At 68.2% G+C, this 20154-nt stretch carries 22 protein-coding genes; 9 read left to right on the forward strand and 13 right to left on the reverse strand.

The genetic code is table 11. The annotated features are described in order from the left end of the window. Nucleotides 1–10: 10 nt before the first annotated feature. On the reverse strand, nt 11–310 hold the full coding sequence (locus tag J2Y42_RS00555) for a hypothetical protein (RefSeq protein ID WP_309853681.1): 300 nt from the start codon (nt 308–310) through the stop codon (nt 11–13). A gap of 125 nt (nt 311–435) precedes the next feature. Between J2Y42_RS00555 and J2Y42_RS00560 the strand changes: the two genes are divergently transcribed. From J2Y42_RS00560 to J2Y42_RS00575, 4 genes are read left to right on the forward strand one after another with little or no spacing between them, the layout of a single operon-like run. Further along, nucleotides 436–798 (forward strand): hypothetical protein, encoded by a 363-nt coding sequence (locus J2Y42_RS00560; RefSeq protein WP_309853684.1) that lies wholly within the window; start codon nt 436–438, stop codon nt 796–798. A 32-nt stretch (nt 799–830) separates the two neighbouring features. Then, nucleotides 831–1202 carry an ATP-dependent DNA ligase gene (locus J2Y42_RS00565; protein WP_309853687.1) on the forward strand — a complete coding sequence of 124 codons (372 nt, stop codon included), beginning with the start codon at nt 831–833 and terminating at the stop codon, nt 1200–1202. Nucleotides 1203–1236: 34 nt separating this feature from the next. Continuing rightward, nucleotides 1237–1935 carry a GAF and ANTAR domain-containing protein gene (locus tag J2Y42_RS00570; RefSeq protein ID WP_309853688.1) on the forward strand — a complete coding sequence of 233 codons (699 nt, stop codon included), beginning with the start codon at nt 1237–1239 and terminating at the stop codon, nt 1933–1935. Then, on the forward strand, nt 1932–2642 hold the full coding sequence (locus J2Y42_RS00575; RefSeq protein WP_309853691.1) for a GAF and ANTAR domain-containing protein: 711 nt from the start codon (nt 1932–1934) through the stop codon (nt 2640–2642). The genes J2Y42_RS00570 and J2Y42_RS00575 overlap by 4 nt, the downstream gene beginning before the upstream one ends. 10 nt (nt 2643–2652) lie before the next feature. Here J2Y42_RS00575 and J2Y42_RS00580 read toward each other — a convergent pair whose 3' ends face one another. The 4 genes from J2Y42_RS00580 to J2Y42_RS00595 form a co-directional block, all read right to left on the reverse strand. Beyond that, on the reverse strand, nt 2653–3003 hold the full coding sequence (locus tag J2Y42_RS00580) for a metalloregulator ArsR/SmtB family transcription factor (RefSeq protein ID WP_020076872.1): 351 nt from the start codon (nt 3001–3003) through the stop codon (nt 2653–2655). 276 nt (nt 3004–3279) lie between these two features. Beyond that, nucleotides 3280–3666, reverse strand: coding sequence for an SHOCT domain-containing protein (locus J2Y42_RS00585; protein WP_309853698.1), 387 nt, complete (start codon nt 3664–3666; stop codon nt 3280–3282). 98 nt (nt 3667–3764) lie between these two features. Continuing rightward, complete coding sequence (locus tag J2Y42_RS00590; protein WP_309853702.1) at nt 3765–4277, reverse strand: GNAT family N-acetyltransferase; 513 nt, start codon at nt 4275–4277, stop codon at nt 3765–3767. A 62-nt stretch (nt 4278–4339) separates the two neighbouring features. Then, nucleotides 4340–5254 carry a LysR family transcriptional regulator gene (locus J2Y42_RS00595; protein ID WP_309853706.1) on the reverse strand — a complete coding sequence of 305 codons (915 nt, stop codon included), beginning with the start codon at nt 5252–5254 and terminating at the stop codon, nt 4340–4342. 72 nt (nt 5255–5326) lie between these two features. Here J2Y42_RS00595 and J2Y42_RS00600 point away from each other — a divergent pair, with 72 nt between their 5' ends. Next, nucleotides 5327–6247, forward strand: coding sequence for a DMT family transporter (locus tag J2Y42_RS00600; protein WP_309853709.1), 921 nt, complete (start codon nt 5327–5329; stop codon nt 6245–6247). 95 nt (nt 6248–6342) lie between these two features. Beyond that, nucleotides 6343–7014 (forward strand): Type 1 glutamine amidotransferase-like domain-containing protein, encoded by a 672-nt coding sequence (locus J2Y42_RS00605; protein ID WP_309853712.1) that lies wholly within the window; start codon nt 6343–6345, stop codon nt 7012–7014. Between the two features lie 224 nt (nt 7015–7238). Here J2Y42_RS00605 and J2Y42_RS00610 read toward each other — a convergent pair whose 3' ends face one another. After that, the gene (locus J2Y42_RS00610) at nt 7239–8957 is read right to left on the reverse strand and encodes a sulfate permease (RefSeq protein ID WP_309853715.1); all 1719 of its coding nucleotides are present in this window, start codon (nt 8955–8957) and stop codon (nt 7239–7241) included. A gap of 97 nt (nt 8958–9054) precedes the next feature. Here J2Y42_RS00610 and J2Y42_RS00615 point away from each other — a divergent pair, with 97 nt between their 5' ends. Further along, nucleotides 9055–10116, forward strand: coding sequence for a nuclease-related domain-containing protein (locus J2Y42_RS00615; protein WP_309853718.1), 1062 nt, complete (start codon nt 9055–9057; stop codon nt 10114–10116). A gap of 29 nt (nt 10117–10145) precedes the next feature. On the opposite strand, the gene J2Y42_RS00620 is transcribed toward J2Y42_RS00615, so the two are convergent. From J2Y42_RS00620 to J2Y42_RS00630, 3 genes are all read right to left on the reverse strand, one after another. Continuing rightward, nucleotides 10146–10739 (reverse strand): helix-turn-helix domain-containing protein, encoded by a 594-nt coding sequence (locus tag J2Y42_RS00620; protein ID WP_309853721.1) that lies wholly within the window; start codon nt 10737–10739, stop codon nt 10146–10148. Between the two features lie 61 nt (nt 10740–10800). Beyond that, nucleotides 10801–11652, reverse strand: a complete 852-nt coding sequence (locus tag J2Y42_RS00625; RefSeq protein WP_309853724.1) for an alpha/beta hydrolase — start codon at nt 11650–11652, stop codon at nt 10801–10803. Between the two features lie 35 nt (nt 11653–11687). Beyond that, nucleotides 11688–12701 (reverse strand): NADP-dependent oxidoreductase, encoded by a 1014-nt coding sequence (locus J2Y42_RS00630; RefSeq protein ID WP_309853727.1) that lies wholly within the window; start codon nt 12699–12701, stop codon nt 11688–11690. A 208-nt stretch (nt 12702–12909) separates the two neighbouring features. Here J2Y42_RS00630 and J2Y42_RS00635 point away from each other — a divergent pair, with 208 nt between their 5' ends. After that, entirely contained in the window at nt 12910–14358 is a 1449-nt protein-coding gene (locus J2Y42_RS00635) for a ricin-type beta-trefoil lectin domain protein (protein WP_309853730.1), read from the forward strand. 148 nt (nt 14359–14506) lie between these two features. Here J2Y42_RS00635 and J2Y42_RS00640 read toward each other — a convergent pair whose 3' ends face one another. Beyond that, a complete protein-coding gene (locus J2Y42_RS00640; RefSeq protein WP_309853732.1) occupies nt 14507–14851 on the reverse strand; it encodes a MerR family transcriptional regulator in 345 nt (114 codons plus the stop codon). 58 nt (nt 14852–14909) lie between these two features. Between J2Y42_RS00640 and J2Y42_RS00645 the strand changes: the two genes are divergently transcribed. Continuing rightward, the gene (locus tag J2Y42_RS00645) at nt 14910–15842 is read left to right on the forward strand and encodes an SDR family NAD(P)-dependent oxidoreductase (protein WP_309853735.1); all 933 of its coding nucleotides are present in this window, start codon (nt 14910–14912) and stop codon (nt 15840–15842) included. Between the two features lie 389 nt (nt 15843–16231). Here J2Y42_RS00645 and J2Y42_RS00650 read toward each other — a convergent pair whose 3' ends face one another. The 3 genes from J2Y42_RS00650 to J2Y42_RS00660 are packed head-to-tail and all read right to left on the reverse strand — an operon-like array spanning nt 16232 to nt 20134. Further along, complete coding sequence (locus J2Y42_RS00650; protein WP_309853739.1) at nt 16232–17020, reverse strand: SGNH/GDSL hydrolase family protein; 789 nt, start codon at nt 17018–17020, stop codon at nt 16232–16234. Between the two features lie 31 nt (nt 17021–17051). Continuing rightward, nucleotides 17052–17723 carry a GDSL-type esterase/lipase family protein gene (locus tag J2Y42_RS00655; protein WP_309857968.1) on the reverse strand — a complete coding sequence of 224 codons (672 nt, stop codon included), beginning with the start codon at nt 17721–17723 and terminating at the stop codon, nt 17052–17054. Next, nucleotides 17723–20134, reverse strand: a complete 2412-nt coding sequence (locus tag J2Y42_RS00660; RefSeq protein WP_309853742.1) for a glycoside hydrolase family 2 TIM barrel-domain containing protein — start codon at nt 20132–20134, stop codon at nt 17723–17725. The genes J2Y42_RS00655 and J2Y42_RS00660 overlap by 1 nt, the downstream gene beginning before the upstream one ends. Nucleotides 20135–20154: the final 20 nt, after the last annotated feature.

Genomic DNA, 20154 nt, shown 5'->3' on the forward strand with positions numbered 1-20154 from the left:
CGTCGGGCGGTTAGAGATCGCTCGGCAGTCCGAACGGCTGGCTCAGCTCCTCCGTCCGGTTGCGCAGGTACTCGACCGCCTCGCGATTGTCGGGCTCTGTCGCATCGGTGCTCGCCGACTCCACCATGAGAACGGTCGCGGAGTTCAGGAGGAACGATGCGTCGACGACGTTCCCGTCCACGCCGATCGCTCGCACCGTGACGACATCCGACCCGCCCTGCTCGGAGATCAACCGCGCGTATTGCATCAGCAGATCGGCGGCCTCATTCCCGATGAGGAGCGACTTCTCGGCGAAAGTGACGTGCTTCATGACGGTCACGGTAGGGCCGTCGTCGGCAGCATTCAGCCGCTTGACTCCGCAGGGCGCCGTGGCTACCGTCGGTGGGGAGTTCACGCCCCGGACCCCGGCGATCTCCATAGACCCGGGGGGTTCCCATGAAAACCATCTCCACCAACTCGACGACGTGCCTGACGGGCACCGCCATCGCCGACGCCGTCCAGCGGTACGCGCTCGCGCTGGCGCGCCACGGCCGTGTCGACATCGTCGACATCCCGGTGATCCTCCCCGGAGGGGAGCATGGCCGCTCGGCCTTTCTGGTCGGGTGGCTCATGGATGCCACGACGACGACCGTGCCGACGGACCGGCTGGAACTGCACGACGCCGCCGCCGTCGACGACCTCCGTCGTCGAGAGCAGGAGCTGTCGGTGCCTCGCGGTCTGCCGTTCTCGGCGAGCGACCTGGCGGAGAACTGGCCCGACCTCGATCTGGACTTCCCCCCGCAGAGGGAGCACGCTTGACCCAACCGGGGACTCACGGGAGGGACGGCGTCATGGGCTCGCTGAGATACGACGGCATCGTGATCGAGTTCGATGACCGCCTCCTCGCGCACCTCCAGATCGTGATCGCCCAGAAGATCCGGCGAGGCGAGAGCTTCTTCATGGCCTGGCGCGACTCGAACGAGACCGGTGACGGCCACAGCTCCATCTGGATCCACCCCTCACAGAACCTGTATTTCAAGTTCACCGGCAGCCGGTTCCCGAAGATCAACCCGGCGTGGGTGGATGCGCTCATGGCCTCCGCGAACAGCTCCAAAGGGCTGCTGATCATGACCGAGGAGAGCATCGCCGCCGAGAACGGGGCGGGCGTGACGTTGGCGACCGCCACTCCGCACCTTCAGGATCTGCGGGGCCGCGGCTACTGACCGGTAGCGTGGGTGGAATGGACGGCGGTCGAGGATGAACGAGAGCACCACCGGTGCGCCCGGGGACGGCGCATCGCAGGCGGAGTACTGGCGCCCCTTCATGGAAGCCCTTCCCGTCGCGGGGACGGCCGTTTCGACCATCGGCGACCTGCTCGGGACGGAGACGGTCTCGGCCAGCGACACCGTGGCCGCCCGTCTCGACGAGCTGCAGTTCGACCTCGGCGAGGGCCCGTGCTGGGACGCCCTGCGATTCCGTCGCCCCGTGCTGGAGCCTGATCTGCGCCGACGGCCGCAACGGATGTGGACCTCGTTCACACCGGCCGCGATCGACGCCGGCGTCGGTGCCCTGTTCGCCTTCCCGATGCTCGTCGGGCCGCTGCGGATCGGTGCGGTGGACATGTACGCACACGAACCCGTTGCGCTGGATGAAGCGCACACACAGGCGGCCACCAGGCTCGCCGAGGCCGCCGGACGGACGCTACTGAAGCGCGCCCTCGACACGATGGGCCGCCAGGAACCGGCCGAGGATGCGAACCCGTTCTCTCGCCGCGTCGTGCACCAGGCCACGGGGATGGTGCTCGCCCAGCTGGATGTCAGCGCGGACGACGCCCGCACGATCATCCAAGCGCACGCCTACGCGACGGATCGCTCGATGATGGAGGTGTCCCGCGACGTCCTCGACGGTCGCCTCGATTTCTCGAAGCTCGACGGGGAGGACGGTCGATCGCGATGACCCTCACCCGCGAACAGGGGATCCTGCGGGCGTTCGCCCAGCTGGCAGACACGCTCGTGGCCGACTACGACGTCGTCGACCTGCTCCAGAACCTCGTCGACCTCAGCAGTCGGTTCCTCGGCGCCACGGCCTCCGGAGTGATGCTGGCCGACGACCACGGAGAACTGGATGTGATCGCGTCCACCAGCGAGGCCAGCCGCCTGGTCGAGGTGATGCAGCTGAGCGCCTACGCGGGCCCGTGCATCGAGAGCTTCGAGACCGGCGCCGTCGTCTCGGTCGCCGACATCGACCAGGTGCCCGACCGCTGGCGGGCCTTCCGCGACCGAGCCCTGGAGCAGGGCTTCGCCGCCATCGACGCCATCCCGCTCCGCCTCCGCGCACAGACGATCGGCACGCTGAATCTGTTCCGGGATTCCACCGGCGACCTGCCGGAGGACGACCTGGTCGCCGCACAGGCGTTCGCGGACGTTGCGACCATCGGCATCCTGCACCAGCGGAGCTTGGCCGAGAGCGACGCGATCCGGCAGCAGCTGCAGTTCGCGTTGAACAGCAGGATCATCATCGAGCAGGCCAAGGGCGTCGTCGCCCAGACCCGCGGCGTGCCGATCGATCAGGCGTTCACGCTCATCCGCGACTACGCGCGGCGCAACCAGCGGGGCATCTCGCTGGTCGCGTCGGACATCGTCGAGCGTCGGCTCAGGCTCTGACCGAGCAGCGTCAGACCGACGCGAGGAACGACGAGACCGTGTCGAGGGATCCGGGAACCAGGCGGTAGTACGCCCATGTCCCCCTCTTCGACCGGCTGAGAAAGCCTGCATCGACCAGGATCTTCAGGTGGTGGGAGACCGTCGGCTGCGAGAGTCCGAGCGGTTCCGTCAGGTCGCAGACGCAGGCCTCGCCGCCGTCGTGCGCCGCGACCATCGAGATCAGCCGGAGTCGCGCCGGATCGGCGAGCGCCTTCATCGCTCGCGCGACCGAGTGCGCATTCTCCTCGCTCATCACTTCCGTCGTGAGCGGTGCGCAGCAGGCCTGCAGGTCGCGCAGCGGGAGGAGCTCGGTGATCGCCATGCATCGATTCTCGTCGATACATTGACAAACGTCAATGTGCGCGGCCAGGGTGTTCATCGACAGCCATCGATGAAGAAGGGAGGGCCACCATGGGATGCTGCGACACGGACGAGTGCCAGACGCTTCCGGACGGCTCCTGCGCGCCGGATTGTTGCTGACACGCAAGATGTTGCTGGCAAGCAGGATGTTGCTGGCAAGCAGGATGCTGCTGACAAGCCGAGGCCGTCGTCGTCGCGGGTGCGACGGCGACGGCCCCGGGTCAGCGTTCGGGCGCGCTCACGCCACCCCTGCGAGCGCCTTCCCCTTGAGCGTCTCGAATTCGGCGGGAGTGATCGCGCCGCTGTCGAGCAGGCGCTTGGCCGACTCGATCTCGGCGGACGGCGAGCTGGTGCCCGCCACCGTACGGATGTGCTCCGTCGCGGCCGCCTGCGCCTCCATCGCCCCGGCCGCGCTGCGCTGCGCCATACGGCCGCCGCGTGCGATCAGGTAGATGAAGGCCGCGAGGAACGGCAGGATGACGAGGAACAGCACCCACAGTGCCTTCGCCCATCCGTTGAGCTCCGGGTCGCGGAAGACGTCGATGATCACGCGGATGAAGATCGAAATGCAGACGACGACCAGATAGAACCAGAACGTCCAGACGATGAAATCCCAGAAAGTCATAGCAACTCCTTCTCGTTGGGCGGAGCGGCCAGCACTTCGCGTGGCCTGAAGCTACGACGCCGGGATCATCCTCGGCTAGTAGGCATAATCGCCGTCTTTCAGGCGGCGACCTCGCGCACGAACGTCAGCAGCTGGAAGGTCCGGCCGTCCGGGAGTTCGACGATGCCTTCGCGCTCGCCCTCGCGGCGGAACCCGAGCTTGCGGTAGAGCGCGTGCGCGCCGAGCATGTCCGGGCCGCTGTTCATCACGACGGCCCGCTGTCCGCGCTGCGCGGCCTGGTCGAGCGCGAACTCCGTGAGGGCGATCCCGATCCCCCGTCCGCGGGCTGCCGGGTGCGTGGCGAGCAGCCGGAAGTACAGCTCGTCCGGCGCGATCCGGCCCTCCTGGTCGTGGCCGGGCCGCAGCAGCGCGATGGTGCCGAGCAGCTGTCCGGTCTCCGGGTCCTCCGCGACGAAGAACTCGAAGTCGTCGAGCAGGGCTTCGGGATGCTTCAGCTCGTCGCGGTAGTGCGCCGGGAGGTCGGTGTAGTCGTTGGTGTACGCCGCGTGGGTCAGCTCGCCGATCGCCGCGTACTCGTCGGGCCGGGCCGGCCGGATGGGGATGCTCGTCACTCCCCCAGTATCTCCCGGGCGCGTTGCGTGAAGTCGCGGGTTCGCCCAGGCCGAACGGGAGGTCAGGGCCGGTCGGCTGACTTCGACGCCGCCGTCGCGATGCTCCGCAGCTCCGCGAGCACGCTCCGCACGGGCGTCCGGGCGAGCGCGTCGGGCCGGGCGAGGACATCCACGTGGCGGACGAGCGTGGCGCCCTCAACCGGCCGAAGCACCATCCCGTCGACCGCGAGCGACGCGGCGGTGAACCGCGGCATCACCGCGATCGCGGCGCCGGCCCGGACGACCGTGGCGGCGAGGAAGAACTCGTTGATCCGGTGATCGATTCTCGGCGCGGTGCCGCTCAGTGCGCCCAGGTGCTCCAGGACGCCGGCCAGCGGGAATCCCGGGTGCGTGGAGATCCAGCGTTCGCCCCGCAGCTGCTCCGGGCGGATGGCGGGGAGGGCGGCGAGAGGATGGGCGGCGCTCAGCGCGATGTCGAGCGGTTCGACGAAGAGGGGCGTGACCACGATCCGCTCGGAGGGCCACTCGGGCTCGTGCGCGAGGCGATGCGCGACCACCAGGTCGTAGTCGGCGGTGAGGCCCGCGAATTCGCTCCGTGCGACGTCGGCGTCCGCAAGGGAAACGCGTATTCCATCGCCCAGCCGAGCGAGCAACGGGCCGAAAAGAGTGAGTCCCGCACTGTGGAAGGCGGAGACGCGGACGGGCTGCGGGTCGTGTTCCAGGTAGGAGGCGACCGCGTCGCGCGCTCCGGCGAGTGCCTCCTCCACCCGTGAGCCGGCGACGGCGAGCGCCTCTCCCGCCTCCGTCAGCACGAGTCGACGCCCGCTCTTGACCGTCAGGGGCACCCCGATGCCGGCCTGCAGCGCGGCGAGCTGCTGCGATACGGCCGACGCGCTGACGTGCATGGCGGCTGCGACCGCCGCCACGCTGCCCCGGTCACCGAGTTCCCGGAGCAGGCGAAGCCGAGCTGGATCCATAAGCGCTTCCTAAAGTGAGAACCAAGACACTGGCCGTTGTTCTTCCGGATCGATCACCCCGACACTAGCGGCATGTCCTTTCTCCGTGGCGAACGTGTCGTCGACCTCCTGTTACTCGGGGTCGCAGCGGTCTGGGGTGCGAGCTTCCTCGCGGCCAAAGACCTGGCGGCCGACACCGGCGTGCCGTCGGCCGTCGCCCTCCGCTTCCTCACGGCGGCCGCCGCGACCGGGATCGTCTGCCTGGCCCGGCGGGAGCGGTTGCCACGTGGCCGCGGCCTCGTCATCGCCGTGTGCCTGGGACTCTCACAGGCGGCCATCATCGGGCTCGAGACGTGGGGCGTTCATCTGACGTCGGCAACCAACGCCGGTCTGCTGATCAGTCTCGCGCTGGTGATGACTCCCCTGCTCGAAGGTCTCGCCTCCCGTTCCTGGCTGCCCCGCTCGTATTTCGTCGCCGCGACCGCGGCCGTCGTCGGCGTGGCGCTGCTCGTCTCCGACGGCGGCTTGCGCGCCCCGACGCTCGGCGACGCCCTCGTGATCGCGGCGGCCGTCGTCCGCGCCGTTCATGTCACGGCGAGCGCCCGCCTCACCCGCGGACGGCGGGACAGCTCCCTCGGGGTGGTGCTCGTGCAGATGCTCGTCTGCGCCGCACTGTTCTCCCTGCTGGCGGGACCGGACCTCCCGGCCCGTGCCGCGCACCTCGACGCAGGCGGATGGGCGGACGTCCTGTTCCTCGGCGTGCTCTGCTCGCTGTTCGCGTTCGCGGTCCAGCTGTGGGCGGTCCGACGCACGTCCGCGTCGCGCGCGAGCATCCTGATGGGTACCGAACCGGTGTGGGCGCTGCTGGTCGGTGTGCTGATCGCCGGCGAGACCATCGGGCCGTTCGGGGTGTGCGGTGCCGGGCTCATCGTCGCTGCCAGTTACGCTGGCCAAGCCATCGAGCGCCGGCACCGCCGGTCCCGGAATGACGCTGCCGTGTCTGCGGTCGGCTAGTGCAGCATCCCGCCCTCGACTCCGGTGGATGCTTGTCGCCGCACCCCGAGGCCGTCTACGGTGGGCGGCGGCCCAGCGCATTCGGGGAGGAATCGATGAAGCTGCTGCTCACGTCCGGGGGCATCACCAATCCCAGCATCCAAGACGCCCTGATCGGGATGCTGGGCAAGCCGATCGCCGAGAGCAGCGCGCTCTTCATCCCGACCGCGCAGTGGGGGCAGCCCGCGTGCAGCGCGCAGAGCGTGTGGCGGTCGACCGCCGGCGCTTGGGAGGACAGGCCGGGCCTCGTCGGCCTCGGCTGGAAGTCGGTCGGCGTGCTCGAACTGACCGCCCTCCCGAGCCTCGCGGAAGAACGGTGGACGACGTGGGTGCGCGAGACGGACGTCCTGCTGGTCGACGGCGGCGAGGCGCGGTACCTCTACGAGTGGATGCAGCGGTCGGGCCTGGCCGCGCTGCTGCCGGAGCTCGCCGACACCGTCTGGGTGGGCGTGAGTGCCGGCAGCATGGTTATGACGCCGCGCGTCGGACGGGAGTTCCTCGACTGGCAGCCGGACGGCCCCGACGACACCCTCGGCGTCGTCGACTTCTCGATCTTCCCCCACCTCGATTACCCGGGATGGACGGAGAACACGACGGAAGCCGCCCGGCGCTGGGCCGAGCGCATCCCGGGCCGCTCCTACGCGATCGACGACCAGACGGCGATCTCCGTCGTCGATGGGAACGTCGAGGTGATCAGCGAGGGCCACTGGGAGCGGTTCGATGGGTGAGGACTTGACACGACCGTGAGCGAGGCTGAGGGCTGGTACGAGGATGACGACCCCCGCACCTGACGGCGATCGAGCGGATCCCGAGAAACCGCGCGTGGGACGCCATGCTCGCGAACGCCGACCCGGCGACGCGCGCCGCGGATTCTTCCGGGGCCTCGGCGACGCCATCGCCCGCATGATCGGGGCAGTGGCGGACGCGCTGCTCTTCCGGTGACCCGACGGCGCTAGCCCGCGTCGTCGGGCTTGCGCTCGGCCGCATCCTGTCCCGCCTGCACGGCTCGGTGGATGTTGCCGTGGATGTGGTCCGCGCCGATCATCGCGATCACGCCGTCGCGTTCGAGAACGGCCCGCGGACCCGGCTTCAGCCGGGTGATGCGGAGATCGAGACCGGCGTCGTGGGCGAGCGTGACGAGGTCGGCCATCGTCGCAGCACCCTGGGAGTCGATGAAGTTGATGCCCTCGCAGTCGATCACCACCCGGGTGAGCTCCGGTTCCGCCTGCACGACCTCGCGCAGTCTGTCCTCGAGCGCGTCCGCAGTGGCGAAGAACAAACCGCCGTCGAACCGGAGAACCGCCACGCTGGGCAGCACTTCGTCCTCGGGGTGCTCATCCACTTCGCGAAACACCTGCGTTCCCCGCTCCCGGCCGAGGATCGGCATCTCCGGATGGGTCGCCACGGCGATCAACCACACGAGCGAGAGCCCGATGCCGATGACGACGCCCGCGAGCACACCGAAGACGAGCGTCCCGAGGAGGGCGATGACGGCGATCCAGAAGTCGACCTTCTTCACCCGGAAGAGCCGCCGCATCTCCGGCAGGTCCATCATCCCCATGACCACCGCCTCGATGATCAGCGCCCCGAGCACCGCCTTGGGCAGGTTCGAGAAGAGCGGCGCCAGGAACAGCAGCGTCAGCAGCACCGTGACGCCCGAGGTCAGGGATGCCAGCCCGGTCTTCGCGCCGGAGCGGTCGTTCAGCGAACTCGCCGACAGGCTCGTCGACACGGGCATCCCCTGGAAGAGTCCCGCGGTGATGTTCGCGAGCGACTGCGCGACGGACTCCTGGTTGATGTCGATCTGGTAGCGATGCTTGGCGGCGAACGTGCGCGCATCCCCCGCCGTCTGCGAGAAGCCGATCAGCACCAGAGCGACCGCGGCGAGCGCGACGGTTCCCGCGTGCTCCCACAGCTGCGGAAGGTCCGGCACCTCCGGCACGGGCAGCCCTCGCGGCACGTCGCCGACCAGCGCGACGCCTTTCGCTCCGAGGTCGAGGACGGCGGCCGCCACCAGCCCGCCCACCACCAGGACCAGTGCCCCCGGTACGCGCGGCGCGATGGCCCGCAGCCCGAAGACGACCACCAGGGAGATGAGCCCGACGAGGACCGTCGTGCGATGCGCGTCGCCGAGCGACCCCATCCACGACCACAGCTCCTGGATGGGATTGGAGCCGGTGACCTCGGTGCCGGTGAGCTTCGGCAGCTCCCCGATCACGACGTCGATCGCCGCGCCGAAGAGGAACCCGGTGACCACGGCACGCGACAGGAACTGCGCGATCCAGCCCATCTTGAGCACGGCGAGGAGCAGGAACAAGACACCCGACGCGAGGGTGATGCCGGCGACGAAGGAGGCGACATCCTGCTCTCCCGCGATGCCCGCGGCGAGCACGGCGCTGGCCGCCACCGCAGCCAGACCGGAGCTCGGGCCCATCGAGATCTGCCTGCTGGTGCCGAAGATCGCATACACGATGGCCCCGGCGGCGGCCGCGTAGAGCCCGTTCTGCAGCGGAATGCCCGCAATGCCCGCGTACCCCAGGTTCTTCGGGACGATGAGCGCGGCCACGGTGACGCCGGCGATCACGTCGCCGCGCAGCCACGCTCGCTTGTAGGTGCGAAGCTGGCCGGCGATCGGAACGAGGTTCGAGCCCCGGCCTCGGGTCCTGGGCATAGGCACGTCATACCGCAGGCCGGGTGCGCTCGGGCAGGGGCCGCATCCCCTCCACTGGGGCGGGTGTTCACCCGCCTGCTCGCTTAGCGTCATATCCATGGGGGATGAGTCGACCGCGTCAGAGCCGGAAGCGATCTCGCGAGTGGACTTCGCGGGCATCAGCGCGCTCTCCTCGCGACCAGCGGGGTACGCCGTCGCACTGAAATGCCTGCAGGTGCAGTCCGAGGCGGAGCGGCGGGATCTCGGATTGCGGACGGAAAAGCAGGTCACGCTTCACCCGGATGCATGGTCCTGGTATCAGGGTGCCCTCGGCGAGATGCGTGTCGGAGAGATGCTCAGCGGGTTGGGGGCCGACTGGTTTGTTCGCCACTCGGTACCGATCGGGGCGGACACGAAGGACGTCGACCATCTCGTCATCGGGCCGAGCGGCGTCTTCGCGATCAACACCAAGCATCACCACGGGGCGTCGGTCTGGGTCGGGGATCACGTGCTGCGGGTGAACAATGCGAACACGTCCCATCTCAAGGTCGCGCGAAACGATGCTCTAGATGTCGGGCGCCGGCTGGCAGAGAAGGCGGGGTTCCCCGTCCCCGTGACGCCCGTGATCGCAGTTCTCAACGCCCGCTCCGTGAAGGACGGCCGATCCACCCAGAATCAGTCGATCGCTGTGGTGGACGCCGATCAGCTGGTCGCCTGGCTGAAGGCACGGCCGCCACAGCTCAGCACAACGAAGGTCGAGCTGCTCAGACTCGCCGCGGAAGAACCGCAGACCTGGCACGTCGACCCTCGAGCCGCCGACACTCTTCGCGTGATGCAACGGTTCGAACGGCTGGTCTCACGCGTCTCGAATCCGGGCACCGGAAGCTCGCGAGGGCGCCCTGTCGCGTCACGGAAACCGATCGCTGTGGCAACGCGGAGAGCGCCTCGGGCGCGGCGCAGGCGCGCGAGTCGAACCCAACTCGTCCGGCTCTGGGCGGGCGCCGCAATCGCTGTGGCAGCGATCCTCATCATCCGAGGCATGGCGAACGCACCGTGCGCGACTCCGACGGGATGCGTCCTTCCGGCGATCTATCTCGCGTGGAAGCCGCTGCTGATCGTTGGAGGAGTCGTTGCGATCGCTCGCGCCATGTTCGGCACGTTCCGAGCCATGCGGCAATGAGCCTGGCTCCCGCCCCCGGAAACCGGCCGCTACCCCAGCAGCGCGTCGAGTTGGCGCCGCACATCCTCCCGGATCGTGTCCACGCTTGTCGCGGCGGGACTGGCCGACATCGCGATGAAGAGGATGGCGGAGACGATGTGCGCTAGGACGGCCGGATCGCCGACACCGGCGGCCGTGCGCGCGATGGTCTCGGCCATCGCCTGCTCGGTCTGCGCGACGATCTCGAGCGCCTTCGCGTGATGCGGCTCCGTCGGGTCGCCGAAGACCATCTCGCGCAGGTAGGCGCGCCCGTTGTCGACCTGTGCGCGGTTGCAGTGGATGATCGGGTCGGCGATCGCGAGCACCGCATCCACCGGGTCGTCGATCCTCCGGGCGGCCTCGCGCCCCTCGTCGAGCGCGTCGGCGTAGAGGGCGTTCTGCACCATGAGCAGCAGCTCGCCCTTGGTACGCGCGTAGAAGAACAGGGTGCCCGCGCCGATGTCCGCGGCCGCGGCCACCTCCTGCGTCGTCACTTCGTCGACACCGCGCTCAGCGAAGAGGGCGCTTGCCGCGGCGACGATCCGGTCGAGCTTCTCCTGCTTGTTGCGCTCTCGCCGGCCGGGCGGTGCGGGGGTGGCGGTCATCTCATCCCTTCTCGATCGGCAGGTGATCACCATAACGCGCCCGCGGGCGCCGACCGGTTCGTCAGTCCCGGAGGAAGGCGGCGACGAGCGGCGCGAACTGCTCGTGGTACTGGAAGATGCCGCCGTGCCCGGAGTCCGGGTACATCACCAGTGTCGAACCGGCGATCCGCCGGTGCAGGTCCTCGGACAGCACCGACGGGACCATGCGGTCGTTGTCACCGTTGGCGATGAGCGTGGGCTGCGTGATCCGCCACAGGTCCGCCGGCGCCGACCGGCCGAACCTCCGGATCGCGAAGAGCTGGGTGTTGAACGCGGCCAGCGTGATCTCCTTGTCGCGGTCGACCGTCCGCTCCCGGAGACGCCCGAGGAACGCCTTCGCGGCACGCTTGCCGGTCTCGTTGCGGTTGAAGAAGAGGAACTCCTTGACGTCGACGCGGCGAAGAGCGCTTCGGACGAGATCCACGTAGGTCGTCAGCACGACCTTGTCCATGTCCGCACCGCCGCGCGGCCCGGTACCGGTGAGCACCAGTCGGCGGACGAGGTCCGGGTGCTTCAGCACGAGGTCTTGCGCGATCATCCCTCCCATCGAGAAGGAGAAGATGTCGACCCGGTCGAGGCCGAGCGCGCGGATGAACGTGTAGGCGTCGTCCGCCGCTTCTTCGAGAGTGCGTGGCACGGTTCCTGAGGAAGCCCCGACACCGCGCTGGTCGAAGGTGATGACGCGCCGCTCGCGCGCGATGGCGTCGACGATGCGCGGGTCCCAGTTGTCGAGCGTGCCCGCGAGGTGCACGAAGAAGACGACGGGGATGTCGCCGTGAGGTCCCAGATCGCGATAGGCGAAGGTGACACCGGCGGCGCTGACGTGCCGGGTCGGCGCCTCGGCGTACGACGTGATGGGGTTCGTGTCGGTCATGGTGACGGGCTCCTTGTGGATGCGATGGATGGTGATCAGGCCTGAGCGTCGCCGCGGGCGATCACGGCGACGGTCTTGCCTCGGCCTCCGCCCGTCCCGAGGCGGGCGACCGCCTCGGGGATCTCCTCGAACGGGATCACACGGTCGATGATCGGACGGATCGCGCCGGACTCGACCAGCGCGGAGATCTCGCGCAACTGCTCGCCGCTGGCCGACATCCAGAGGAACGAGTACTCGACGCCGAGCCGTCGGGCGGCGCGGCGCACCGTGCGGCTGAGCGCGGCGATGCCCGCACGCAGGACGGGATTGAGTCCGAGCCGGCGTGCGAAAGCCGGATCGGGCGGCCCGGCGATCCCGATGGCGACCCCACCCGGGCGCAGGATGCGAAGCGACTTCATCAGGTTGTCACCGCCGACGCTGTCGAGCACGACGTCGTAGCCGTTGAGCTGCTGCTCGAAATCGTCTGCGCGATAGTCGATCACGACGTCGGCGCCGAGCGACCTCACGAACTCGGCGTTCACCGCACTCGCTGTCGTGGCGACGGTGGCCCCGAGGTGCTTGGCCAGCTGGATCGCGATCGAGCCGACTCCCCCGGCGCCGGCGTGGATGAGGACGTTCTGGCCCGGCCGAACCCTGGCACGCACGGCGAGCGCCTGCCACGCGGTCAGCGCCACGAGCGGGAGGGAAGCGGCTTCGTTCATCGGGAGGGCGGGCGGAATGGGAGCCAGGTCGTCCTCGTCGGCGGCGATGCGCTGAGCGAACGTGCCGATCCGCCCATCCTGGACCCTGCCGTATACGCGGTCGCCGGGCACGAATGCCCGCACCTCCGACCCGACCGCGACCACGGTGCCGGCGACATCGAGCCCGAGGATCGCGGGGAGCTCGAGCGGCACGATCTGCGTGAACTCGCCGGCTCGAAGCTTCTCGTCGAGCTGGTTGAGCCCGGCGGCGTGCACGTCGATGAGTACGTCGCGCGGCCCGACGGCCGGCTCGGGCACCTCGTCGACGGCAAGGCGGGACGCGTAGGAGGACAGGACGACGGCTTTCATCACGAACCTTCCTTGAGTTCACTCAAGTTTGAGTGCACTCGATTTATTTGTCAAGGGTCCGTTTGGCCAGGCCGGCCCGCTTTCTTGACGCCGCCGCGAGCCCGTGGCAGCATCGTCCGCACCGGGTCGCGCCGCTGACCAGCCCGACGGAATCACCCCCCGATAGATCGACGAGGATCACATGCACCGCAAAATGTTGACGTCAACATTGCCGAAGAACCCCCGGAGAGGAGTGCTGGCGGCCGCCGTCGCCGGCGCGCTCGCGCTGGCAGCCCTGACCGCATCCACCCCTGCCATGGCCGACCAGTCGCAGCCCGCGCACGGGCCAGGGACATCGGAGTTCAAGGGAGTCAACTGGGCCGACCCGCGCGACAATTACGCCGCCGACGCCGTCGTCCCGACAGGACTGAGCACGTCGGACAGCCGCGACGAGGTGTTCGCGACAGCCCAGCGCATCCTGAGCGGCTTCGAGCAGAACCTGGGTGCCAACACCGTCCGGCTGCCCATCAACCCGGCCAGCGTCGGCACGGCATGGTGGGGGTCCTATCGCGGAGCGATCGACGCCGCGATCGCCCGGGGCGACAAGGTCATCCTCAGCTACTGGGAGGCCGACACCAGCAAAGACGGCATCATCGACGATGTGCCCGCCTGGACATCCATGTGGAACACGGTGGTGAGCGAGTTCCAGCACACGCAGAACGTGTACTTTGAGCCGATGAACGAGCCGCACGGCTACACCCTCGCGCAGTGGGTCGGCGTGACGTCGCAGTGGCTGGCGGATCACCGCCAGGTTCCGCGCAACCGCGTGGTGATCAGCGGCACCGGGTACAACGACAACGTGACCGGCGTCGGCGACGCTCCGCAGCTCAAGGGCACGCTGCTCTCGCTGCACTTCTACGGCTACTGGGCCGACCACACCACCGAGGCGGAGTGGACTGCCGATCTCGCCGCGCGCGTCGGCGCCTACGCGGGCCGGACGATCATCGACGAGGCCGGCTCTCCGATGACCATCGGGCTCAACTACGGGGCCCACAACGGGAACGTGTACACGTCGTACCTCGCCGCCGTAACGGACTTCGCCCGCAGCCACCGGATGGGGATCGTCTACTGGCCGGGTCTGCGGGCCGGGGACTCCTACTCGATCGAGTCACTCCAGCCGGACGGCACACTGACGGACAACAGCGTCACCGGCGTCGCGCAGCTGAAGTGGGGTTATGGATACGGCGACACCGAGCCCGTCAACGACCTGCCCGCGGCTCCTCCCGGTCAGCCGATCGTGGGCCAGGCATCCGGCCGTTGCGTCGACGTTCCCGGCTTCAGCACGACGCCGGGCACCAGCCTCGACCTGTGGGACTGCAACGGCGGCGGCAACCAGAGCTGGGAGCTGACGAGCGACAGTCAGCTCACCGTCTACGGCGACCTCTGCATGCAGGCCGGGACCGACGGGTCGACCGTCGCAGCCGGAGCCGCCGTGATCATCGCGTCGTGCACCGGTGCCGACGTCCAGCGCTGGAGCGTGAACCCGAACGGGACGATCACCTCCGCCGCCGACCCGGGGCTCTGCCTCGACGCGGCCGGCGCCGGAACTGGAAACGGCACGAAGGTCGACGTCTGGTACTGCAACGGCGTCCCCAACCAGGCATGGTCGCGCCCCTGAGCGCACCGCCCCGCCGCCGGACGAAGCAGTCCGCATGACGGACGCCCCGGATTCCAGAGTTCACAGGAACCCGGGGCGTCCGCCGCGCGGGCGCTAGGCTCGCCGGCGCGGTGCAGGCGGGATCACGCCGCACCTGACCGGAGCTGCGTCACGCGTTGGCGCTCAGGTACGAGCTGAGGGAGGCGTCGATCTGCTCGAATCGTGCCGCCCGCGTCCGCACGTCGTCTCGCAGGGCGGCGATTTGTCCGAGGAGCTGCGGGCACGCCGCCTCGGATCGTTCGCCGACGGTGCATGGGAGCACATCCTTCACCAGCACCGTGGGGAGGCCCATGTCGAGCAGCGCGCGGATCGTCTCGACCGTCGCGACCGCGTTGGCGGCATACTCGCGGTACCCGTTCGACCCGCGCTCGGAGGTCAGCAGTCCCTGCTGCTCGTAGTACCGCAGCGACCTCGGGCTCGCGCCCATCCGTTCGCTCAGCTCGCCGATGCGCACGATGACCCCCTACCCTCGGCTTGACCTTGACACTGATGTCAAACTATACGCTCCGAGCATGACCCGCCCGACGCGCATCCGACTGACCGACCCCCTCGCCTCCGCCCCCGATCTCACCGGGCGGCGGGCCATCGTCACGGGAGGTTCGAGTGGCCTCGGACTGGTCACGGCGCGAACCTTGGCCCTCCGCGGCGCGGACGTGATCATCGGCGCCCGCGACGTGGAGCGCGCGCAGAGCACGCGTGACCATCTCGTCGCCGCATACCATCTCCCCGCCGGCCGGATCACGGTCGCGCCACTCGACCTCATCGACCAGGACTCCGTCCGACGGTTCGCACAGAGCGCCGGGGACGCACCGCTCGACCTTCTGGTGTTGAACGCAGCCAGCAGCAGCGGTCCCCTGCGCCACGACCAGGCGGGCATCGAGAGCCAGTTCTCGACGAACCACCTGGGCCACTTCGCCCTCACCGGCCACGTACTCCCCCTGCTCGACCGTTCCGAAGCGGCGCGGATCGTCACCGTGTCGTCCTCCCTCTACCGGGCGGCGAAGCTGGATGTGACCGACCTCTCCGACCGTGACCGCTACTCCCCGGGCGGCGCCTACAACCGCTCGAAGCTCGCCAACGTGCTCTTCGCCATCGAACTGAACCGGCGTCTCGTCGCCACCGGCCGGCCGACGCGGAGTCTCGCCGCGCACCCCGGCATGGCACGCACTCCCCTGCACGCGACCTACCCGTCGGCGGCGACCCGGATCGTGACCGGGCTGCTCGCCCGCGCGATCGGCCGCGAACCGGAGCCGGCCGATATCGGCGTGCTGACCGCCGCCCTGAGCCCCCACGCCGATCCGGCGCTGTTCTGGGGACCGACCGGTTCGCGAACCCGTCCCGATGCGCTCGGGGTCCCCTTCGCACCGAAGGCGACCGATCCGGCTGCGGCGGCTGCGCTGTGGAGCACGTCCGAGCGGCTCACCGGCGTCAGCATTCTGAGTTGAGCCCGGGAAGGCGAAACCCCCGCGATCCCTGATAAAGGCTGGGATCGCGGGGGCTTTGCGATGGCGGTACCGGTGGGATTTGAACTCTAGTTCAGGCCACTATGTCCCCCGGATATCCTGGCAACTCCCGCGGAAAGTCAACGAAGTACGGCTGCTGCAATCTCACGAGATATCGTCGCAACTCGTCAAGTTGTAGTCAAAATGTAGTCAAGCTCCGCGCTTGGGGGATGTAGTGTTCCAAGCTGCCCACAATTCCGCTGCTTGTACACCATCATTTTTCGAGAGTTGCCTAGCGGTGCGGGTCCTCAATAGGCCAGTCCTCAGAGCAGTGGATTGCCGACAGGACCATCGACGCTGCTCTCTCGGCCGAAGACCCTCCTAGATCAGGCTTACGGTCTTGAGTGGAAGTGGTCGACGACGGCGCTAGCAACTGCACGCATCCCGGCCGGTGTCGGATGAAATAGCGCCGCTTCTCGCGCGCTGCGCGGCGCGAATCCTTGGACCCATGGATCCTGCGACCCCAGCCCATGCGTTTCACTAATCGCCGCAACGTCGACGAGCTCAGCGTCGGTCGCGCTTTCGGCGATCACGAACGCTTGTTTGAGTTGGTCGGCGATTCTCCGGAATGATGCCAACTCGTCGGCCGTGAAGGGTGCGGCGCGCGACGGGGCCGTCGCTGGCCCAACAACGGTGAGGTAGTTCACCAGAAGGATACGAGCCGAACGCGCCCGCTCGCGGATGGCCTCCACGATGGAGACGAGCCCTGCCGCGGCCGCGTCGACTTCTCGCTGCGTTGATGGCGATGCTACGGCTGCGGCCCGCAAGCGGCGGCCCAGGACCCGTGTGGCGGGTCGCGCTTCCAGCCAGCTGCCGTACGCCACCGAGATGAGAGTGCCGAGATAGCGCAGGTCGTTCCCGCCGGCCGTAAGTGTCACCAGGTCGACGTCGGCGTCAGGCGCGAACGACTGCATCTGGGGAGGTAAACGTCGCGACCCCAGACGTTGCGGTTCTCGAAGAATCGTCTCGGTTGTTGCGCCGCTGACGGTGACATCGGTGAGTTTCGCTCCGATCGAGGCGGCTACAAGGTACGGGTAATTGCCCGCAGACCGATTAGCTTTCCGATCGATGATGGGCGTGATGCCTGCCCCCGCTGCGAAGGAACTGCCCAGCGCGACCATCCGAGTCATGGTTGCGGCGCCTCCTGAACCGTTATGAGTCGGTTGAGGTTGGGTGGGAGCGCTGTTGGATTGCTCGGTCGAGCGCCGGACGCAGAACTGTGAGCCACTGCTCGTAACCTTTCCCGTTGAGGTGGAGGTTGTCGAAGCTCAGGTCCGAGCGGATATTTTCACCATCTCTGAGCGCCGGCCAGGTGTCGATGAACCCCACGGTAGGCCGCTGTCCTGCCACTTGCTTATATAGCGCGTTGACCTCATGGATCTCTCGGGCGAATTTCGCGCTCCGCGGCATGATGCCGTTGAGAAGCACGGGTGTACCCGGAGCACACCTCTCGATCTCGTCGAGGATCGCGGCGACGTTCGCTGCGATCTGCCAGTGAGGAGTACCTGCGGTCAGGTCGTTGGTGCCGACGAGGAGGCTGACGGCGGTCGGCTCGCGGATCGAGCGGGCGACACGGTCGCGCACCTGGGCGCTGGTTTCTCCACCGACGCCGCGGTTCACGACAGCGAGATCGGGAAGCAGTTCCTGCCACTCGCCCTGATCGGTGATGCTGTCGCCGAGCATGACAATGCTGCCTGGGGCCGACGGGAGGTGATCGAGTTGATCGCGGCGCATGCGGATACTCTTCTCGACGAGAGGGCCTCCGAGGTGACGTGCCAGGTAGCCGAGGACGCTGATCGTGAGTTGAGATCGACTGGTCTTCATCACGCTTCCACTGCAGTAACGGTGACCTCAGAGGAGAGATCTCCCGCCTCGACGCGGATGGTGATGGGGCCGGCACTCGTCGGTCGGATGACCGCGAGCGCTCGCCCGCGGTAGGCGTGGCAGCTGGCGCCGGTGTAGTCGTCTTCAGACGCCGGGTTGTCGCTCCCAAGCCCCTGAAGGGCCCCGCTGCCGGAGACAGTGACGGTGACTTCGTCGCCCCGCGAGATGTGCACCGTTCCCTGGCCGTCGGTGAAGGCGATCTCGATGAACGCGAGGTCTCGATCGTCGGCGATGATTTCTTTGCGCTCGGTGCTGAGCGTCAAGGTGACGTCGCCACCCGCTGTCCGAATGGCCGACCGACCACTTTCGGCACCGCCGCGATGCGCAACGGCCGTGAGCTCACCCGGCTGGTACGGCAGCTGGAACGAAGCGATGAAGCGGTGTTCCGCTCCAGCCGGCGACCGGCCGATCGTGTTTCCGTTCAGTAGCAGTTCGACCTCATCGGCGTCGGAGTAGACGTCGACGGTGAGGGTCGCGCCTTCGCGGCCGGGAAAGCTCCAGCTGTTGACGCTGTCGCTCCACGTGTAGATGGACGGCCTGAGCTGGTCCCGGTCGCCGGCATCCGGGCGGTGCACGGCGATGAACGGAGCGGAGCGGAGCCCCCAGACCGTCTCGCGCCAGTACGATATGGTCCGACGCTGCCCGGTGATGCCGAGATCGCCGGTCCCGGAGAAACGCCACGGGTAGTTGCCGAAGAAGGCCTCCTCGGCAGGCTTGTCGGCGCCGAGTCCGGCCTCTCCGACGTACTCCCAGGCGGTCCAGCTGAATTCGCCGATAACCTGTGGGTAGCGCACCACGTACGGCCACACCTCGTCGAGCTTGCCCGGCAGTCCCTCGGTGCCGAGCAGCAGACGCTGTGGGTGGCGCTCGATATCGAGCTCATATCGGCCGTAGGCATAGTTGTAGCCGGAGATGTCCAGCTGCGACATCGGCTCCTCGAGACGCTCGGTGGCGAGGTCGGAGACGACCAGGTCGTGGGTCTGCTCGCCGAGGTCGCGCATGAAGGCGTTGACGCCGGCGCTGTCGTCCTTGCCGAGTTCGGCTTTGAGGTCGTGGAGGACGGTCATCATGGGGTTGATGGAGTTGGTGACCGGGCGGGTGTCGTCCAAGCTCTTGATCCAGTCGACGAGGTCGCGTCCGAACGTAGCGCCCCAGCTGTTGCCGGTGTCGGCGACCTCGTTGCCGATGGAGTACATGATCACGCTGGGGTGGTTGTAGTCCCGTTCGATGAGTTCGGTGAGGTCGCGCTGCCACCATTCGTTGAGGTCGAGACCGTAGCCGAAGCCGAGGGTGGGGGTGGTCCAGCCGTCGGTGAACTCGTCGAGGACGAGCATGCCGATGCGGTCGCACGCCTCGAGCAGGACGGTGCTGATGGGGTTGTGGGCGGAACGGATGGCGTTGTAGCCGGCGTCCTTCAGCAACTGGACCCGGCGCTCCTCCGCCTGGGCGATGGTTGCCGCGCCGAGCACACCGTTGTCGTGGTGAATGCAGCCGCCGCGAAGCTTGACCGGCTGGCCGTTGATGAGCAAGCCGTCCTGCGCATCCCAGTTGAGGGTGCGGATGCCGAATTGCTCCTCGTGCACTTCTTCGACACCACTGGTTGGTATGAGCCGGGTGCGGACGGTGTGCAGCGATGGGGTCTGCGGGCTCCAGAGCGACGGCTTGGTGAGGGCGAACCGCTGCCGGAACGGCGCCGCCTCCCCCGGTCGGACCGAGAGCCGAGCCGACTCGGCGGCGACGATCTCACCGGTCGGGGCGACGACCTCGGTGATCACGGTGACGGTGTCGAGCCGTTGCGAGTCGTTCTCGACGGTGGTGGTCACGTCGATGACGGCCTTCCATGCGTCGGCGTCGCGGGTGCGGACGCGGACGCCGTTCCGTGCGATGTGCGTTGCACCACCGGTGAGGAGCCAGGTGTCGCGGTAGATGCCGAGACCGGAGTACCAGCGTGCATCGAGGTGGTTGCGGCATTCGACGCGTATCTGGTTCTCCCCGTCGTGCAGGTACGGGTCGATCCGCACCGAGAAGGGGATGTAGCCGTATGGGCGTTGTGCGACGAATGCGTCGTTGACGTACATCATGGCGCCGCGGTAGACACCGTCGAACTGCACCTCGACGCGCCCGGTCTCGAAGCCGTCGGGGGCGGTGAAGGTCTTCACGTACTCGACGACGTCCTCGCCGTGGTAGCCGGTGAGCGCGCCTGGCTTGTTCTCGGCGGAGCGCGGCTGGGAGATCAGCCAGTCGTGCGGGAGGGTTACAGGCTGGGGGGCTTCAGCCTGCCCGAGGATTTCGAGGAAGGGGCTGGTCTGGTGGCGCACGCCCCAGTCGGTGTTGAAGCTCGTCTTGCGCACGGTTGTCCTTGTCGTCGTGG

This window comes from Leifsonia sp. 1010 (assembly GCF_031455295.1).
Classification (GTDB): Bacteria; Actinomycetota; Actinomycetes; order Actinomycetales; family Microbacteriaceae; genus Leifsonia.

Excerpts from the sequence above, each read along its gene's own strand:
- J2Y42_RS00560 (WP_309853684.1), top strand. The coding sequence starts at position 436 with ATGAAAACCATCTCCACCAACTCGACGACGTGCCTGACGGGCACCGCC.
- J2Y42_RS00605 (WP_309853712.1), top strand. The coding sequence starts at position 6,343 with ATGAAGCTGCTGCTCACGTCCGGGGGCATCACCAATCCCAGCATCCAA.
- J2Y42_RS00655 (WP_309857968.1), bottom strand. The coding sequence starts at position 17,723 with ATGAAGACCAGTCGATCTCAACTCACGATCAGCGTCCTCGGCTACCTG.
- J2Y42_RS00630 (WP_309853727.1), bottom strand. The coding sequence starts at position 12,701 with ATGAAAGCCGTCGTCCTGTCCTCCTACGCGTCCCGCCTTGCCGTCGAC.
- J2Y42_RS00610 (WP_309853715.1), bottom strand. The coding sequence starts at position 8,957 with ATGCCCAGGACCCGAGGCCGGGGCTCGAACCTCGTTCCGATCGCCGGC.
- J2Y42_RS00600 (WP_309853709.1), top strand. The coding sequence starts at position 5,327 with ATGTCCTTTCTCCGTGGCGAACGTGTCGTCGACCTCCTGTTACTCGGG.
- J2Y42_RS00575 (WP_309853691.1), top strand. The coding sequence starts at position 1,932 with ATGACCCTCACCCGCGAACAGGGGATCCTGCGGGCGTTCGCCCAGCTG.
- J2Y42_RS00570 (WP_309853688.1), top strand. The coding sequence starts at position 1,237 with ATGAACGAGAGCACCACCGGTGCGCCCGGGGACGGCGCATCGCAGGCG.
- J2Y42_RS00650 (WP_309853739.1), bottom strand. The coding sequence starts at position 17,020 with ATGGTCGCGCTGGGCAGTTCCTTCGCAGCGGGGGCAGGCATCACGCCC.
- J2Y42_RS00595 (WP_309853706.1), bottom strand. The coding sequence starts at position 5,254 with ATGGATCCAGCTCGGCTTCGCCTGCTCCGGGAACTCGGTGACCGGGGC.
- J2Y42_RS00625 (WP_309853724.1), bottom strand. The coding sequence starts at position 11,652 with ATGACCGACACGAACCCCATCACGTCGTACGCCGAGGCGCCGACCCGG.
- J2Y42_RS00645 (WP_309853735.1), top strand. The coding sequence starts at position 14,910 with ATGACCCGCCCGACGCGCATCCGACTGACCGACCCCCTCGCCTCCGCC.
- J2Y42_RS00555 (WP_309853681.1), bottom strand. The coding sequence starts at position 310 with ATGAAGCACGTCACTTTCGCCGAGAAGTCGCTCCTCATCGGGAATGAG.
- J2Y42_RS00565 (WP_309853687.1), top strand. The coding sequence starts at position 831 with ATGGGCTCGCTGAGATACGACGGCATCGTGATCGAGTTCGATGACCGC.
- J2Y42_RS00615 (WP_309853718.1), top strand. The coding sequence starts at position 9,055 with ATGGGGGATGAGTCGACCGCGTCAGAGCCGGAAGCGATCTCGCGAGTG.
- J2Y42_RS00585 (WP_309853698.1), bottom strand. The coding sequence starts at position 3,666 with ATGACTTTCTGGGATTTCATCGTCTGGACGTTCTGGTTCTATCTGGTC.
- J2Y42_RS00580 (WP_020076872.1), bottom strand. The coding sequence starts at position 3,003 with ATGGCGATCACCGAGCTCCTCCCGCTGCGCGACCTGCAGGCCTGCTGC.
- J2Y42_RS00620 (WP_309853721.1), bottom strand. The coding sequence starts at position 10,739 with ATGACCGCCACCCCCGCACCGCCCGGCCGGCGAGAGCGCAACAAGCAG.